At 66.2% G+C, this 15,729-nt stretch carries 19 protein-coding genes; 8 read left to right on the forward strand and 11 right to left on the reverse strand.

Features of this window, described 5'->3' with window-relative positions; translation table 11 throughout:
• Positions 1 to 50 precede the first annotated feature (50 nt).
• Together IP65_RS16730 and arfB are read left to right on the forward strand one after the other, a co-directional pair.
• Positions 51 to 704 carry an RluA family pseudouridine synthase gene (locus tag IP65_RS16730; RefSeq protein ID WP_022675180.1) on the forward strand — a complete coding sequence of 218 codons (654 nt, stop codon included), beginning with the start codon at positions 51 to 53 and terminating at the stop codon, positions 702 to 704.
• 32 nt (positions 705 to 736) lie between these two features.
• Positions 737 to 1,120 carry an alternative ribosome rescue aminoacyl-tRNA hydrolase ArfB gene (gene arfB / locus IP65_RS16735; RefSeq protein ID WP_043607770.1) on the forward strand — a complete coding sequence of 128 codons (384 nt, stop codon included), beginning with the start codon at positions 737 to 739 and terminating at the stop codon, positions 1,118 to 1,120.
• A gap of 13 nt (positions 1,121 to 1,133) precedes the next feature.
• Here arfB and fumC read toward each other — a convergent pair whose 3' ends face one another.
• The 3 genes from fumC to IP65_RS16750 all read right to left on the reverse strand — a co-directional run bounded on the left by fumC (position 1,134) and on the right by IP65_RS16750 (position 3,218).
• On the reverse strand, positions 1,134 to 2,513 hold the full coding sequence (gene fumC / locus IP65_RS16740; protein ID WP_022675182.1) for a class II fumarate hydratase: 1,380 nt from the start codon (positions 2,511 to 2,513) through the stop codon (positions 1,134 to 1,136).
• 46 nt (positions 2,514 to 2,559) lie between these two features.
• Positions 2,560 to 2,820 carry a hypothetical protein gene (locus tag IP65_RS16745; RefSeq protein ID WP_022675183.1) on the reverse strand — a complete coding sequence of 87 codons (261 nt, stop codon included), beginning with the start codon at positions 2,818 to 2,820 and terminating at the stop codon, positions 2,560 to 2,562.
• 92 nt (positions 2,821 to 2,912) lie between these two features.
• Entirely contained in the window at positions 2,913 to 3,218 is a 306-nt protein-coding gene (locus IP65_RS16750; RefSeq protein ID WP_022675184.1) for a hypothetical protein, read from the reverse strand.
• A 105-nt stretch (positions 3,219 to 3,323) separates the two neighbouring features.
• On the opposite strand from IP65_RS16750, the gene IP65_RS16755 reads away from it, so the two are divergent.
• The 6 genes from IP65_RS16755 (at position 3,324) to IP65_RS16780 (ending at position 8,791) form a co-directional block, all read left to right on the forward strand.
• A complete protein-coding gene (locus IP65_RS16755; protein WP_022675185.1) occupies positions 3,324 to 4,526 on the forward strand; it encodes a cation:proton antiporter in 1,203 nt (400 codons plus the stop codon).
• A 24-nt stretch (positions 4,527 to 4,550) separates the two neighbouring features.
• Complete coding sequence (locus IP65_RS16760; protein WP_022675186.1) at positions 4,551 to 5,030, forward strand: DUF3592 domain-containing protein; 480 nt, start codon at positions 4,551 to 4,553, stop codon at positions 5,028 to 5,030.
• 72 nt (positions 5,031 to 5,102) lie between these two features.
• A complete protein-coding gene (recQ, locus tag IP65_RS16765) occupies positions 5,103 to 6,905 on the forward strand; it encodes a DNA helicase RecQ (protein WP_054132374.1) in 1,803 nt (600 codons plus the stop codon).
• A gap of 181 nt (positions 6,906 to 7,086) precedes the next feature.
• Positions 7,087 to 8,025 carry a hypothetical protein gene (locus tag IP65_RS16770; RefSeq protein WP_054132392.1) on the forward strand — a complete coding sequence of 313 codons (939 nt, stop codon included), beginning with the start codon at positions 7,087 to 7,089 and terminating at the stop codon, positions 8,023 to 8,025.
• Positions 8,026 to 8,062: 37 nt separating this feature from the next.
• A complete protein-coding gene (locus IP65_RS16775) occupies positions 8,063 to 8,422 on the forward strand; it encodes a hypothetical protein (protein WP_156306672.1) in 360 nt (119 codons plus the stop codon).
• 69 nt (positions 8,423 to 8,491) lie between these two features.
• Entirely contained in the window at positions 8,492 to 8,791 is a 300-nt protein-coding gene (locus IP65_RS16780; protein ID WP_054132376.1) for a hypothetical protein, read from the forward strand.
• Between the two features lie 70 nt (positions 8,792 to 8,861).
• On the opposite strand, the gene ribA is transcribed toward IP65_RS16780, so the two are convergent.
• The 8 genes from ribA to IP65_RS16820 form a co-directional block, all read right to left on the reverse strand.
• Entirely contained in the window at positions 8,862 to 9,938 is a 1,077-nt protein-coding gene (gene ribA, locus IP65_RS16785) for a GTP cyclohydrolase II (RefSeq protein WP_054132377.1), read from the reverse strand.
• Positions 9,935 to 10,726: an exodeoxyribonuclease III gene (locus IP65_RS16790; RefSeq protein ID WP_054132378.1), complete on the reverse strand. Its 792-nt coding sequence runs from the start codon at positions 10,724 to 10,726 to the stop codon at positions 9,935 to 9,937. Before IP65_RS16790 ends, ribA begins: the two co-directional genes overlap by 4 nt.
• Before the next feature lie 382 nt (positions 10,727 to 11,108).
• Positions 11,109 to 11,771: an outer membrane lipoprotein carrier protein LolA gene (locus IP65_RS16795; protein WP_054132379.1), complete on the reverse strand. Its 663-nt coding sequence runs from the start codon at positions 11,769 to 11,771 to the stop codon at positions 11,109 to 11,111.
• Positions 11,772 to 11,906: 135 nt separating this feature from the next.
• Positions 11,907 to 12,074 (reverse strand): 50S ribosomal protein L33, encoded by a 168-nt coding sequence (rpmG, locus tag IP65_RS16800; RefSeq protein ID WP_054132393.1) that lies wholly within the window; start codon positions 12,072 to 12,074, stop codon positions 11,907 to 11,909.
• Between the two features lie 183 nt (positions 12,075 to 12,257).
• Positions 12,258 to 12,536: a hypothetical protein gene (locus IP65_RS16805; protein WP_022675643.1), complete on the reverse strand. Its 279-nt coding sequence runs from the start codon at positions 12,534 to 12,536 to the stop codon at positions 12,258 to 12,260.
• Positions 12,537 to 12,574: 38 nt separating this feature from the next.
• Positions 12,575 to 12,841 carry a GlsB/YeaQ/YmgE family stress response membrane protein gene (locus IP65_RS16810; RefSeq protein ID WP_022675642.1) on the reverse strand — a complete coding sequence of 89 codons (267 nt, stop codon included), beginning with the start codon at positions 12,839 to 12,841 and terminating at the stop codon, positions 12,575 to 12,577.
• Positions 12,842 to 13,029: 188 nt separating this feature from the next.
• Positions 13,030 to 13,845, reverse strand: a complete 816-nt coding sequence (locus IP65_RS16815; protein ID WP_054132380.1) for an undecaprenyl-diphosphate phosphatase — start codon at positions 13,843 to 13,845, stop codon at positions 13,030 to 13,032.
• Between the two features lie 116 nt (positions 13,846 to 13,961).
• Positions 13,962 to 15,683, reverse strand: a complete 1,722-nt coding sequence (locus IP65_RS16820; protein WP_051146280.1) for an ABC transporter transmembrane domain-containing protein — start codon at positions 15,681 to 15,683, stop codon at positions 13,962 to 13,964.
• Positions 15,684 to 15,729 lie beyond the last annotated feature (46 nt).

Here is a 15,729-nt window from a genome sequence, read left to right on the forward strand (position 1 = left end):
TTACGCCCGCCGCGCTTGCCCGCCGGCGATTTCGCGCGCAAGGGGTGGGCATGATCGAAATCCCCATCCTGTTCGAAGACGGCGAAGCGCTGGTCATCGACAAGCCGGCCGGCCTGCCGCTCGACCGGCCGCGTGCCGGCGGCATCTCGCTGGAAGACCGTCTCGATGAATTGAAGCTCGGCTTCCAGCGCCTGCCCGCGCCGGTCCACCGGCTCGACCGCGACACCTCGGGCTGCCTGTTGCTCGCGCGCAATCCCAAGGCGCTCAAGCGCTTTTCCGCCGCGTTCGAAGCGCGCCAGGTGGAAAAGGTCTATTGGGGCGTGGTGGCTGGCGATGTCGAAGGAACGGCTGGCACCATCGCGCTCAATCTGTCCAAGATTTCCAGCGCGGCGGCCGGCTGGCGCATGATCGCGGCCAAGAAGGGCAAGCCCGCCGTCACCCACTGGCGCGTGCTGGCCCGGCTGCCGGGCCGCACCCTGGTGGAGTTTCGCCTTGAAACCGGCCGCACCCACCAGGTCCGCGTCCATGCGCTGACTGGCCTGGGTGCCCCGCTGCTGGGCGATCCGGTCTATGGCGATGGCAAGGGCGCGGCCCGCACTCTGCTCCACGCCACGCGGCTGGTGATGCCGCGTGAAGGCAAGGAGGCCATCGTGGCCGAAGCGCCGATCCCGGCCGATATTGCGGGCTTGGGCTTCACGCTGTGACCGACACTCCCGAGGCGATCGTGGCCCGTGCCATGGGCCTTGTGGAGGAAAGCTTCATCGCGGCTGCCGGGCCGGGCGGACAGAATGTCAACAAGGTGGCCACGGCGGTGCAACTGCGCATTAACGTGTTCGCCTTGCGCCTGGCCCCGCCGGTGTTTCACCGGCTCAAGGAACTGGCCGGCAGCAAGTTTACCGCTGGCGGCGAGATCGTGCTGACCGCGCGCCGCTTTCGCACGCAGGAAGCCAACCGCGAAGATGCCCGCGTCCGGCTGGCCGACCTGCTGCGCGACGCGTGCAAGCTGCCGGAAAAGCGCGCCAAGTCGCGCCTCAATCGCGTAGGCAAGGTGCAGCGCCTGCAAGGCAAGAAGATCCGCGGCGCGGTCAAGGCCGGCCGCGGCAAAGTCCGCCTGGATTAGGCGGACCGATCCTTCACACCATGTCCTGCGGCCGTACCAGGCGGTCGAACATGGCTGCGTCCACCAGGCCCAGCGCCAGCCCGGCCTCGCGCAAGGTCAGTCCCGCCGCATGGGCGTGCTTGGCGATCTTGGCGGCATTGTCATAGCCGATTTCGGGGGCCAGCGCCGTTACCAGCATCAGCGAGCGATCGACCAGTTCGGCAATGCGGCGCGTGTTGGGCTCGATCCCGTCGACACAGCGCACGGCAAAGCTTTCCATGCCCACGGCAAGCAAGTGAACCGAGCGCAGCACCGCCGCGCCGATCATCGGCTTGAACACGTTAAGTTCCAGATGCCCCTGCAGGCCGCCCAGCGTCACCGCCTGATGGTTGCCGATCACTTGCGCGGCCACCATGGTCAGCATCTCGCACTGCGTGGGATTGACCTTGCCGGGCATGATCGAACTGCCCGGTTCGTTGGCCGGCAGGTCAAGCTCGCCCAGGCCAGACCGCGGGCCTGACCCCAAGAGCCGGATATCGTTGGCAATCTTGGTCAGCGCCACGGCGAGCGTCGCCAGGGTGGCGGAAAACTGCACCAGGGCATCGTTGCTGGCTAGCGCTTCGAACCGGTTTGGCGCCGGGACAAAGGCATGGCCGGTAAGGTCGGCCAACTGAGCGGCCATCGCCTCGGCAAAGCCCTCTGGCGCATTGAGTCCGGTGCCCACCGCCGTGCCGCCCTGGGCGAGGCGCAGCAGGTGCTCCTCGGCATGGCGCAAGCGCTGATGGGCATCGCGCAATTGCTGGACATAGCCGGAAAATTCCTGCCCCAGCGTCAGCGGCGTGGCATCCTGCAGATGGGTGCGCCCGATCTTGACGATCCCGGCCCATTCGCGCGCTGCCGTGTCGAGCGATCCGGTCAGCAGGTCGAGGGCCGGGAGCAGTTCGCGGTTGAGCGCAACCACCGCTGCCACGTGTAGCGCGGTGGGAAAGCTGTCGTTCGACGATTGCCCGCGGTTCACATGGTCGTTGGGGTGCACCGGGCTCTTGCCGCCGCGCGTGCCGGCCAGTTCCTCGTTGGCGCGGCCGGCAATCACCTCGTTGACGTTCATGTTGCTCTGCGTGCCACTGCCGGTCTGCCAGATCACCAGCGGGAACTGGTCATCGTGATGGCCGACCACCACTTCGGCGGCGGCCTTTTCGATGGCATCGGCAAGCCGGGCATCGAGCCCATGGGCGCGGTTGACGCGGGCGGCAGCCTGCTTGACCAGGGCCAGGGCGTGGACGATGCCGATCGGCATGCGCTCGCCCGCGCCGAACGGGAAATTCTCGATCGAGCGCTGGGTCTGCGCGCCCCAATAGGCGGTATTGGGCACCGGGATCGTGCCGATGCTGTCGCTTTCGATGCGGGTGGTCATGCCGGGGTCCTTTCGCGGCGCCGGGGCGGCGTGGACCCCGGTGGTGTCAAAGTGGGCGGTGGGTTGTGGCGGCCTGGGCGCGGCGCTGGAGAAAGCGGGCTTCGACCGTGGGGCCGGCCTGTTCGGCCAGAAGGGACAGCGCGGCATGCAGGCCGCGCTCGGCCAGGCGATCCACCGCCTGGTCGGGCGCAATGCCCAACTCGCGCGCCAGATCGCGGATCGCGCGTGCCATCTCGATGAATTCCAGTTCGCTCTCGCGTGCCGCGCGCCATTCCGCCGAAGGGGAAAAGCTGTGGTGCATATCCATGCCGTTGCTCCTGCCGTTGTTGCCGGACAGAGGCTAGCAGTTGCCGGACGGGCAGGGCTTTAAGGGAGGGCATAGGCATAATGCGGAGGGGCTTAACCCAGCCGCACGGGCGAGGGATCGCCATGGAGCGCGATCAGGTCTGCGCGTGCCCTGGCCCTGGCCCGCAGGAATGCGCCCTCCACCGCGTCGGCGCTCTGCCCCGCCTGCCGCGCGATCATGGTTAGTGCGCTGGCAAGACCCTGCTCGACCATGGCGTCAAGCAAGGGGCGCGGATGCAGCGCGCGGTCGGCCGCCATCGCCTTGAGCGCGCGCACCGTTTCGGCAAATTCGAACGCGGTGAGGCGTGCGGATTCGTATTCCTCCTTGCGCTGCAGTGCGTTTCGCAGATCAAACGCCATGGCGGTCGCTCCTCTTGCACCCACACGATACTGTGCCAGATGGAGCCCGCCTTGACCCACGGCAAGTGTGCCGGGGCATTTTGGGGGTAGGAGCGGGGCATAGCCATGGGCACCAGTGAAATCTTCCTGATCGCGTTGACGATCATCCTGGCGGTGCCATGGCTGGTCTGGCGCGTGTTCAACCGTGATGATCATGCGCCGCTGGTGGTGGTGCAGATCGTGGGCGGCATCCTGCTCGGGCCGGGCGTGCTCGGCGCGCTTTATCCCGGCTATTACGCGTTCGTGTTCAATCCGCAGGTGATCGGCGCTCTCAACGGCGTGGCCTGGTGGGCGGTCAGCCTGTTCGTGTTCATCGCCGGGGTGGAACTCGATCTGGCCGATGCCTGGGGCAATGCCCGCGAAACCCTGATCACCGCCAGTTGCGCGCTGCTTACCCCGCTGCTGCTGGGCGCGGTGGCGGCGGCCGCGCTGCTCACCGTGCCGGGCTGGCTTGGCCCCAAGGGCACCTGGGGGCAGGGTGTTGCCGGCATCGGCATGGCCTGTGCCGTTACTGCGCTGCCGATCCTGGTGCTGCTGATGGAAAAGCTCGGCATCTTCCGCACGGCGCTGGGCCAGCGCCTGCTGCGCTATGCCAGCATGGACGATGTGGCGATCTGGGGCGTGCTGGCGCTGATCCTGCTGGATTGGCAGCGCATCGGGCGCCAGGGCCTGTTCCTGGTGGTGTTTGCCGTGGCGGCCTGGGGCGTGCGCCGGCTGATGGACCGTGTGCGTGAGGATGATCGCTGGCATATCGCACTGGTCTGGCTGGCGGCGGTGGGTTTTGCCGCCGATTGGTCGGGGCTGCATTTCATGGTGGGCGCGTTCCTGGCCGGTGCGGTGCTTGACGCGCGCTGGTTCGAGCAGGGGCGGCGCGACGCGTTCCGCCATTTCCTGCTGCTGGCGGTGATGCCGGTGTTCTTCCTGTCCACCGGCCTGCGCACGCAATGGGGCCAGGTCGGCGGGCTGGGCCTGGCCGCGGTGCTGGGCGCGGCGGTGTTGCTGCTCGTGGCTTCGGTGGCCGGCAAGCTGATCGGCGTGCACCTCGCTGGCCGCATCCTGGGCTGGAAAAAGGGCGAGGCCAGCGTGATCGGCTGGATGCTCCAGACCAAGGCGCTGATCATGATCATCTTCGTCAACGTCCTGCTCGACAAGAAGATCATCACGCCCGAAGCGTTTACGGCGCTGCTGCTGATGGCGGTGTTGAGCACGATGCTGACCATGCCGATCGTCCGGCCCAAACTCAAAGGGCTGGCGGCAGCAAATTCTTGACGGATTGCCGCTAGGACAGGGGCCATGGCCGATTTCCTTGTCCTGGCGGCACTGGCGTGCTGGCTGTTCTTCGTATTCTGCGTGTGGCGGGCGCTGTGCCTGTTCGGCACCTGGTGTCCTGCGCCGGCAATGGTCTGGCGCAGCGACTATAGCGAGGGCCAGCAGTCCGAGGATTTCTGGTCTTTGGGGATGACGATGTTCACCTCGCGCGGATGGAACTGGCGCGATGGCGACGATACCCGCTATATCGAGGACGAAATCCGCTTTCGCGACCAGGACGGGATCGAGCGGCGCGCCCTGGTGCATCGCTGGGTCCACCGCGGGTGGAAGCCAGCGGGCGCCTATACCGTGTGGTATGATCCGGCCGATCCCACGCGCGCCACTGTGCTCGGCCCGTTCACATGGGGCGCCTGGGGCCTGCTTTCGCTGGTGCTGCTGTTCGTGGTGGTGCAGATGATCAGGACGATCGGCCTGCCGCCGATGCTGGCGGGCCTGTTGGGCTAGCCCTTCTGCGTTAGGCGCTTGGGCTAGCCGGGTGCGCCCCTATCTGCCATAGGCGGCGGCGTGACTGCCGTTATGCCCGATCTTTCGCCCGATCTTGATGCCGCGCGCCAGCGCCTGGCGCAGGTTTTCGGCTTTTCCGGCTTTCGCGGGGTGCAGGACCAGGTGGTGGGCCGCGTGCTCGGCGGGCGATCCACCCTGGCGGTCATGCCCACCGGGGCGGGCAAGTCGCTTACCTATCAATTGCCAGCGGTGATGCTGCCGGGCACCTGCGTGGTGGTTTCGCCGCTGATCGCACTGATGCACGACCAGTTGCGCTCGGCCACCGCCAACGGCATCCGCGCCGCCGCGCTGACCAGCGTGGACACCGACCGCGAATGGACGATCGAGCGGTTCCGCAATGGCGAGCTCGACCTGCTCTATGTCGCGCCGGAACGCGCCAGCCAGTCCCATTTCCGCGAGCTGCTGGGCAAGGCGCCGCTGGCGCTGTTCGCGATAGACGAGGCGCACTGCGTTTCGGAATGGGGCCACGATTTTCGCCCCGATTACCGCCTGCTGCGCCCGATGATGGACGCGTTTCCCGATGTGCCGCGGCTGGCGCTGACGGCCACGGCCGATCGCCACACCCGCGCCGATATCCTCGAACAACTCGGCATTCCCCACGATGGCCTGATCGTGGCCGGGTTCGATCGCCCCAACATCCAGTATCGCATCGCCCCGCGCGACAATCCGCTACGCCAGTTGACCCGCTTCATTGCCGAAAATCCCGGCCCCGGTGTGGTCTATGCCCCCACCCGCGCACAGGTGGAAAAGCTGGCCGAGCAACTGGGCGAAACCGGCCGCAGCGTGCTGCCCTATCACGCCGGGCTGCCGGCTGAAACGCGCGCGGCCAACCAGGAAGCTTTCGTCACCAGCGAAGACATGGTGATCGTGGCAACGGTGGCCTTCGGCATGGGCATCGACAAGCCCGACGTGCGCTTTGTCGCCCATGCCGGCCTGCCCAAGTCGATCGAGGGCTATTACCAGGAAACCGGCCGTGCCGGGCGCGATGGCGATCCCTCGGTGGCGCTGCTGCTGTGGGGGGCGGACGATTTCGCGCGCGCGCGCCAGCGTCTGGCTGAAGTGGACGAGACCCGCCGCCAGGGCGAGCGCACCCGCCTGGATGCGCTGGCTGGCCTGGTCGAAACCCCGGCCTGCCGCCGCGCCGTGCTGTTGCGTCACTTTGGCGAAGACCCGCCGGCCTCGTGCGGCAATTGCGACAATTGCCTCGATCCGCCAGGGCTGACCGATGCCACCGAACTGGCGCAGAAGCTGCTGTCGGCAGTCTATCGCACCGGGCAAAGCTATGGCCTGGGCCACCTCGAAAAGGTGCTTACCGGCGTGGCCGATGAACGCGTGACCGCGCGCGGCCACGATCAGCTTTCGGTGTTCGGCATCGTTCCGGCCGATCAGGCGCCCTTGCTCAAGGCGCTGGCGCGTGCACTCCAGGCGCGCGGCAGCCTGTTGCCGACCGAACATGGCGGCCTGGCGCTGGGCGGCGATGCGCGTGAAATCCTCAAAGGGCAGGCGCGGGTCGACGTCGTCCTGCCGCCGCTGCGCGAACGTGGCGGCAGCCGGCGCCGGGGCAAGGCCGGCAGTGGTGCCGCGCTCAATCCCGTGGGTGATCCGCTGTTCGATGCACTGCGCGCACTCCGCCGGGAAATCGCGCAGGAAGCCAATGTGCCGCCCTATGTGGTGTTTCACGATGCAGTGCTGCGTGAGATGGCGGCGGCACGGCCCACGTCGCTGGCTGAGATGGCGGCGATCGGCGGCGTCGGCACGCGCAAGCGTGATGCCTATGGTGATCGCTTCCTCGCCGTGATCCGCGCGCACCTCTAGTTGCGACCATCGGCCTGATGGCAGGGTGTGCCCCGGCGTGGCACAGCCGGCGCTGGAACCTAAATGGACGGTCAACCATTTTTCGCTAGGCTGCCTGCAATAGGTGGGGAGCCGAGTGAACGCCATGCTGACCGAAATACAAACCCGCCTGAGCCGGCACCGCACGTTGCGGCAGCGTCTGATGCTCCTGTCCGTGGCCGTTCTCGCCGCGATCCCTGCTGGTGCCCTGCTGGCGCAGTCAGCGCCCGGTGGCGCTCCATTCACTGTGGTCGAAACCGGCAAGGGGTATGACCATCTGCAGGATGCGATCAATTCGCTGGGCGAGGGCGACGGCACCATCCGCATCGCGCCCGGCACCTGGCACGATTGCGGCGTGCAGCCCCATGGCAATGTGACGTATGTCGCGGCCGTCCCCGGCCAGGCGATCTTCGATGGCAAGGTGTGCGAGGAAAAGGCCGCGCTCGTCATGCGCGGGCAATCGATGCGCGTGGAAGGACTGGTGTTCCAGAACATGCGTGCGTTTGATGCCAATGGCGCGGGTATCCGGCTCGAACGCGGTGACCTGACCGTGCGCGAGGCCTGGTTCCGCGATAGCGAGCAAGGCATTCTTTCCGCCAACTTCCCCGCTGGCCACGTGGTGATCGAACAATCGACCTTTACCCGGCTAGGCCGCTGCGATCGTGGGCTGTCCTGCGCGCATTCGCTCTATTTCGGTGACGAGGCCAGCGTCGTGATCCGCCGCAGCCGCTTCGAGCAGGGCACCGGCGGCCATTACGTGAAAAGCCATGCCGGCCGCATCGAAGTGACCGATTCGAGCTTTGACGATAGCCGCGGGCACACCACCAACTACATGATCGACCTGTCGATCGGCGCCACGGGCCTGATTTCAGGCAACTGGTTCGTCCAGGGACGCGACAAGGAAAACTACAGCACGTTCATTGCCAACGCCGCAGAAGGGCATGAGCACAGCGCCGATGGCCTGACTATCACCGGCAACACCGCGCGGTTGGTGCCCGGCCTGTCGCGCCCGACAGTGTTTGTGGCAGACTGGTCTGGTGACCGGATCACCGTGGGCAACAATGCGCTTGACCCCGGCATCGCCCGGTTCGAGCGGCGCTGACCTTGCCCTGCGGCGTCACGTTCCCTAGGTTGCCCGCGTGTTGAACCGGTTGCCCTTGCATCTGGCCGGCCGCCTGTGGGCGGCACTGCTGGTCCTGACGATTGCCCTGAGCGCCTTGGCGCCCGGGGCAGCGCCGGTTGCGCTGCGCAGTGGTTCGGCCTTTTCGGTCGATACCGTGGAAGTGGCCGTGGCCCCGGCCCGGCCGCAGGTGGCCGTGGCACGCATGGTGGCGTTGCCACCCGTGCCGCTCCTGCTGGCGATCGCCGTGGTGCTGCCGCTGCTGGTGGTGCCGATTCTGGCCCGCCAAGCCCAGGCGACGCCACCTGCCACCGGGCCGCCATTGCCCACTGCGCCGCTGCGCGCGCCTGGAACCCCGCGGGCCCCCCCGCACGCCTGACAAAAACCATGATCGCCCTGCGCTCTCGGTGGCGCGGGCCTGTACCGTTTTTGCCAGGATACCAGAGAAATGACCATTCAGACCCAGAGCGCCACGGCGCTCGCCCGCCGTGCGCATGTCGAAGCCCTGCTTGCCGCCTATCCCGATGTCACGCCCGAGGAACACGGCATGCTCGTCCACTACTTCAAGCGCGAGGCCAATGCCCTCGATGTGGGGATGATCGCCAGTAACGACACGATCGGGCGCGGCTATGCCCGCTTTCGCGCCGATCACCTCGATCGCTTTACGCTGGCCGATCTGGCCAAGGGCATTGCCGGTACCGCGGTGTTTGTGTTGTGCGTTGGGCTGGTGATGTTCCGCGCGTTCTGATCAACACGAAAAGCCCCCTCTTCTTTAGAGGAGGGGGTTGGGGGTGGTGGAAACCCAGCCCACCGAGCCGTTACTTCAGCAAGTGCCCGGTGCGATCGCGCTTGGTTTCGAGATAGCGCGCGTTGTGCGGGTTGGCCGGCAACTGGTGGGCGACCCGTTCCAGCACGGTTACGCCCAGCGCTTCAAGCGCCGCGACCTTGGCCGGGTTGTTGGTCATCAGGCGGATCTGCCGTGCCCCGATCAGGTCCAGCATCCGCGCCGCCACCGGAAAATCGCGTGCTTCAGAAGGCAGGCCCAGGCGTTCGTTGGCATCGACCGTGTCAAAGCCCTGGTCCTGCAACTGATAGGCGCGCAGCTTGTTGATCAGGCCGATGCCGCGGCCTTCCTGGCGCAGATAGAGCAGCACGCCCCAGCCACCCTGCGTCGTTTCGGCGGCCATCCGTGCCAGGGCGGCCTGCAACTGCGGGCCGCAATCGCATTTCAGACTGCCAAGGATATCACCGGTCAGGCATTCGCTGTGCAGCCGCACCAGCGGCGGCACGGCATTGTCCTGTTGCCCCACGATCAAGGCGACATGCTCGCGCAGATCGTCACGGGCGCGAAAGGCGATGATCTCTGCCTCTTCGCAAGCATCGACCGGCAGGCGCGCGCGCGCCTGGATCGTGAGATTGAGCGGGTCCTTGAATTGCGCCAGATCGGCCGCGGCCACGGTTTCGGCCACGTCGATCCCGCTGCCGACCAGGAATGCGGGTAGGATGCCGGCGAGCCGCGCCAGTTCCATCGCGGCTTCGGCGCCGGCCAGCGACGCGATCGGGCTGGCGCGAAATGGCCCGCGCAACGGGCTGGCGAGATCGTGTGCCGGATCGGCCAGATCGCGTGCTTTCGCCAGTGTGAACGGTTCGGCTGCGTGAATTAGTACCGGCGCATGGGGCACGGCGGCGTGGCGCTGGTTCGCCAGCTTGAGCGTGGCGGCGCGTGCGGCCGAAATCAGCATCTGCGCGGCATAGAGCCCGGGCTGGGCAAAGCCGGTTTCGGCCGGCAGCAGATCCAGCGCGCCGGCCGCATCCGTTACGCGGATCGCCCAGCCGTGGCGCAGGGCATCAAGCGCCCGTGCCACCCGGCGCGTCGCAGCCGCCGGCGTGGTCAAAGAGCAAACTCGGTGATCAGCGGCACGTGGTCGGAAGGCTGCTCCCAGCGCCGGGTTTCCTCGACAAAGCGATGCGAGAGCGATTGCGGCGCCAGGTCTGGCGAGGCCCACATGTGGTCGAGCCGGCGGCCCTGGTCCTTTTGCCGCCAATAGGAGCGATAGGACCACCACGAATAGTTGCGTTCCGGCGCGGGAATATGCTTGCGGCCCAGGTCTACCCAGCCATGGGCATCGGCAAAGCGCTGCAGCGTTTCCACCTCGATCGGCGTGTGGCTCACCACCTTGAGCAGCGCCTTGTGGTCGTAGACATCCTGCGGCAGCGGGGCGATGTTGAAATCACCGACGATCAGCGTGGGGCGATCGATCTTGTCGGCCCAGCGCGTCATCCGCTCCAGGAAATCGAGCTTCTGGCCGAACTTGGGATTGAGCGCGCGGTCGGCGATATCGCCACCGGCCGGGATATAGACGTTTTCCAGAATCAGGCCCTGGCCGGCGCCGAGCAGTTCCACGCCGACATGGCGCGCCTCGCCATTGTCCTGCCAATCGTGCCGGCTGAACTCGCGCAGCGGCAGGCGGCTGACCGTGGCCACGCCGTGATAGCCCTTCTGTCCGTGGATCGCGCGATGGGTATAGCCCAGGCTTTCGAACACCTCGTGCGGGAACAGGTGCTCTGCCACCTTGATCTCTTGCAGGCACAGCACATCAGGCTGTTCCGCTTCCAGAAAACGCACGACCTGATCGGCGCGCAGGCGGACGGAATTGATATTCCAGGTGGCGATCGAAACCATGGCAGCGCTTTACGATCGCCCGCCCACCCCGGCAAGGCGGATAAACATCCCCTGGTCCAAGGGGCTTCTTGTGGCGTTGCGGAGCTGGCCGGGCCGGCGCCGTTCACAGCCCGTGCGACGCCCGGCAACACGCCAAAACAGAAAACCCTCGGACCGGGGGCAATGGTCCGAGGGTTCCATGTGCGTTCGTCACGCGGTTGACGAGAGGTTGAAGTCAGACCGGGCAACAGGGGGGAAACCCGTCTTGTCCGTCTCGTCTGAAACCGTTCTAGGGGCGGGCCGCTTGCTGCCCGATGAACGGAAGGGTCTGGTTGTTCGCAAAGTGTCGCAGAGGGTCTGGTAACGATGATGAACCGTTCGCCCGCTGCGGCCAGCGGGTGCGTCAATGGCGGATTTGCGGGCGCGGGTCGTTGAAGCGGAAGGTGTTGGCCGGGACCGGTACGCCATATTGCTGGTTCGACAGGCGAATCGTGGTGCGCTGGTTCTGCGAATCGAGCGCCACCCAGCTATCGAGCTGCAGCCCGCCCGGCGCGCCGGGCTTGCGGACCATGATCATGGTCATCGTGCCATATTCGGGATGGCGCGGATCCTTGATTTCCAGGCTGACAACGTCGGGGCTGGTGGTGGGCAGCAGGCGGGCATAGCGCGCCACGTCCTTGTCCGGGTTGAGCAGCGCGCCCAGCGGGCTGTTGCGAATCGGCCAGCGCGACACCTGCCGCACTTCATAGTCGATCACGGTCAGCGCCGCGCCATCGGATACGATCAGCAGCGGCACGCCCGGCTGGTACTGAAAGCGGATCTTGCCGGGGCGTTGCAGCGTGACCGTGCCGGTTAAACGCTGGCCGTTGCGATCGGTCTGCACGAAATCGGCGCGCATCGTCGAAATCGCGCGCAGTGCGGCAACAGCGCGGTCGACATCGTTGGCAGGGGCTGCTGCCGGCGCAGCGGGGGCGGCCAGCGCGGTGGGCACGCCCGGCGAAACGAAAAGTGCGGCAGCCAGGCCGGCAATCGGCCCGGCGCGCAGGATCTTGGTCAAGCTGTTCATCGGCACTCCTTGAGGCAGTCGCATTGAACTGCCCGTGAACCTTTCGGTTCCGAATCGCCCCGGCGGCAGCCGAAAACACAAAAGGCCGGAGACAAGCCCCGGCCTTTTGCATGTTCTGGCAGGAAAGCCTTCAGATCACTTGATCTTGGCTTCCTTGAATTCCACGTGCTTGCGCACCACCGGGTCGTACTTGCGGAACGACATCTTTTCGGTGGTGTTGCGCGGATTCTTCTTGGTGACATAGAAGAAGCCGGTGTCTGCGGTCGAAACCAGACGAATCTTGACGGTAGTTGGCTTTGCCATGGGCTTGTCCTGAATTCCTTCTAGGCGTCGGCGCGCCGCTTGCTCAAACAAAACGGGCGGCGCGCGCCGCCCTGACAGGTGGCCGCCATTGCGGTAGGCGGCCGTGAAAGTCAAGCCTTGTAGAAAGGAAACAGGGCGCCAAGGCTGATGCCTGGCGCCCCGAAATCCTTTGTCCGCGGGAGATCAGTGGGCCTTTTCGGCCTTTTCCGCGTTTTCCTTGATCGCCGAAGCTTCGTCCTTGCCTTCGGCGCGGACGGCATCGGCCTTGCTGTTCATCTTGTCAGCGGCAGCGCCGGTAGCGTCGGCGGCCTGCGAATCGATGGCGTCGGCAGCAGCGTCCGACTGGGCAGCAACGGCGTCAGCCGTCTTGTCGGCAGCCTTTTCCTGCTTGCTTTCGCACGCAGCGAGGCTGAGGCCGAGCGCGGCGACGGGCAGAACGAGGGCGTACTTGGCGAACTTCATAACGGGCTCTCCCTGTTAGTTTGGCCGGAATGGCCGGCTCAGCGCACCGAACCGCGGCGCACGAGATTGACAATGGCCAGAAGAATCAGCGCGCCGAGGAACGAGACCACCAGGCTGCCGGCCGAGATGCCGTTGGTGATGCTGCCGCCGCCGAGCAGCGGGCCAAGCAGGAAGCCGCCGAGCATGGCGCCGACGATGCCGACGACGATGTTCAGGAAGACACCCTGCTGGGCGTCAGTGCGCATGACGATGCTGGCAAGCCAGCCCAGAACGCCGCCAACGATCAAGAGAACGATAAGGCCCATGACGGTTTACCCCTTTGTTGTTGCCACGAGTGGCTGTCTGGGTGGGATAATTCGCCACGGGGGGGTTGGTTCCGCATTTGCGACAGAACGTTGCATGCCCCTCTTGCAGGCCGTGAAAAACCCCGCCGCCCGGGTGGGCTGCGGGGGCATCGGCAATGTCATCGGCAGGGGCAGAAATGCGCGTTTTTTTAGACGCCGAGCAACCACACCAATGCGCCCGCACCGATCACGATGCGGTACCAGGCAAAGGGCGCAAAGCCGTGGCGGCCGATATAGGTGACGAAGAACTTGATCACCACCAGCGAGACGAGGAACGAGACCACGCCGCCCACGGCGATATCGCCCCAGCCCACGCTGGCCGCGCCGCTGGTCAGTTCGTGGCGATTGTCCCACAGCTGCTTGGCCGTGGCACCGAACATCGTCGGAACGGCCAGGAAGAAGCTGAATTCTGCCGCCGTCTTGCGGTTGATGCCCATGGACAGGGCACCCATGATGGTGGAGGCCGAACGCGACATGCCCGGGATCATGGCCAGGCACTGCATCACCCCCACGGCCAGCGCCTTGGGTAGCGGCAGCTTGCTGACCGGCTGGTATTCGCCCTGCCGCGCGAGCCGCTCGATCACCAGGATCAGCACGCCACCCACGACCAGCGCGGCGGCCACCACCGCCGGGGTTTCCATCAGCATGTCGATCTTTTTCTTGAGCAAAACGCCCAGGATCGCCGAGGGAATGAACGCCACCAGCACGTTGCGCACGAAGTGCAGCGAATCGGGATCGGCCCGCAGCGCCCCCTTGGCGACATCGACGAAAGTGCGCCAATAGAGCACCACCACCGCCAGGATCGCCGGCAGCTGGATCACCACGTTGAACACTTCCCATTCCTTGGCGTTGAAGCCGAGGAGTTCGGTGGCGAGGATCAGGTGCCCGGTGGAGGAAACGGGAAGGAACTCGGTGAGGCCTTCGACGATGCCGAGAATGACGGCAGTAATGGTGTGGCTGTCCATGGGCACCCGACTTGCCGCAGTGCAGCACTGCTTTCAAGCCGTTCCATGCATTGCCCACATGGCAAATCGGTAACCTTGGCGCCGGCAGCGGTACGAAAGAGCCGTGGCGCTGGCGCTCAGGCCCCTTCGAACTGCATGCGGGCAAGCCGGGCATAGAGCCCGTCGGCGGCCATCAGGCTGGCGTGGTTGCCTTGTTCCACGATCCTGCCGCCATCCATCACGACGATGCGATCGGCCGCGCGCACGGTGGCAAGGCGGTGGGCGATGACCAGCGTGGTGCGCCCCTGCATCAGGTGATCGAGCGCATCCTGCACCAGGCGTTCGCTTTCGGCGTCAAGCGCGCTGGTCGCTTCGTCGAGCAGCAGGATCGGCGCATCGCGCAGCAGCGCGCGGGCAATGGCCATCCGCTGGCGCTGCCCGCCTGACAGGCGCGCACCGCTTTCGCCCAGGAACGTGTCGAGCCCCTCGGGCAGGGCTTTCAGAAATTCCTCGGCATTGGCGGCGCGGGCCGCCGCCCAGATCGCCTCGTCGGTGGCGTCCCACGCGCCATAGCGCAGGTTGTCGCGCGCGCTGGCGGCAAACAGCACTGCTTCCTGCGGCACCAGGGCCATACGTGCGCGGATTTCCGAAGGATCGGCCTGGGGCAGCGGCACGCCATCGATGCGCACCACGCCGCCCTGCGGATCGTAAAACCGCTGCGCCAGCAGGAACAGCGTGGATTTGCCAGCGCCCGAGGGGCCGACGATCGCCACCGTTTCACCCGGCTCCACCGTCAGCGAGAAATCGGCCAAGGCGGAAATCTCGGGCCGGCTGGGATAGCGGAAGGCCACGTTCTGGAACGCCAGCGCGCCGCGCGGCGGGCTCGGCAGCGTGATCGGTCGCGCCGGCGGGGCGATATCGGGCTGTTCGAGCAGCAGTTCGTTGAGCCGGCCAGCCGCACCCGCGCCGCGCAGCAGATCGCCATAGACCTCGGTCAGGGCGCCACACGATCCGGCGACGATGCCGCCGGTCAGCACGAAGGCGGCGATCGTGCCGCCGGTCAGCGATCCGTTGGATACGCCCAGCGCGCCCTGCCACATCAGGGCGGTGATTCCTCCCATGACCAGGAAAATCACCACCGCGGTCATCACTGCGCGGATCAGGATGCGGCGGCGCGCGGTATCGAACGTGCGCTCCACCGCGCCGGCAAAGCGCGCGCGTTCGCGGCCTTCCTGGCCGAACGATTGCACGATGCGGATCGCGCCCAGCACTTCGGCGGTCATCGCGCCGATATCGGCGACGCGATCCTGGCTCGATCGCGAAACCTTGCGCAGGCGGCTGCCGAACCAAGCGATCGGAAAGATCACCACCGGAATGCCGATGACCAGCCCGGCGGTCAGCTTGGGCGCCAGGAAGAACAGGTAGATCAGCCCGCCCAGCGCGGTGATGGTGTTGCGCAGCGCGATTGAAACGGTAGTGCCCACAACCTGCTCGATGATCGCCGTGTCCGACGTCATCCGTGAAGAGATTTCCTTGGGGCTGTTCGTCTCGAAAAAGGCCGGCGGCAGGCGCAGCAGATTGGATTGCACACGGGCGCGGATATCGGCCACGACCCGCTCGCCCAGCCACGATACGTAGTAAAAGCGGATGGCGGTGGCAAAACCGAGCACCACCACGATCAGCAGCAGGGTGTGGAACGCCTGGTCGATCACGCCGGGTTGGGCGTGGGGGCCAAAGGCTTGGTCGACGATGCCCTTGAAGCGGGCGGGAATGGCAATGGTCGCGGTCGAGGTGGTGACCAGCGCGATCAGCGCGGCGGCGACCTGGCCAGGATATTTGATCGCCTCGCGCCAGATCATGCGCAGCGGGGTGAGGCGGCGCGGCGCGGGCGGCACGGTGAGGGTT

Source organism: Novosphingobium sp. AAP1 (assembly GCF_001295765.1).
Classification (GTDB): Bacteria; Pseudomonadota; Alphaproteobacteria; order Sphingomonadales; family Sphingomonadaceae; genus Novosphingobium; species Novosphingobium capsulatum.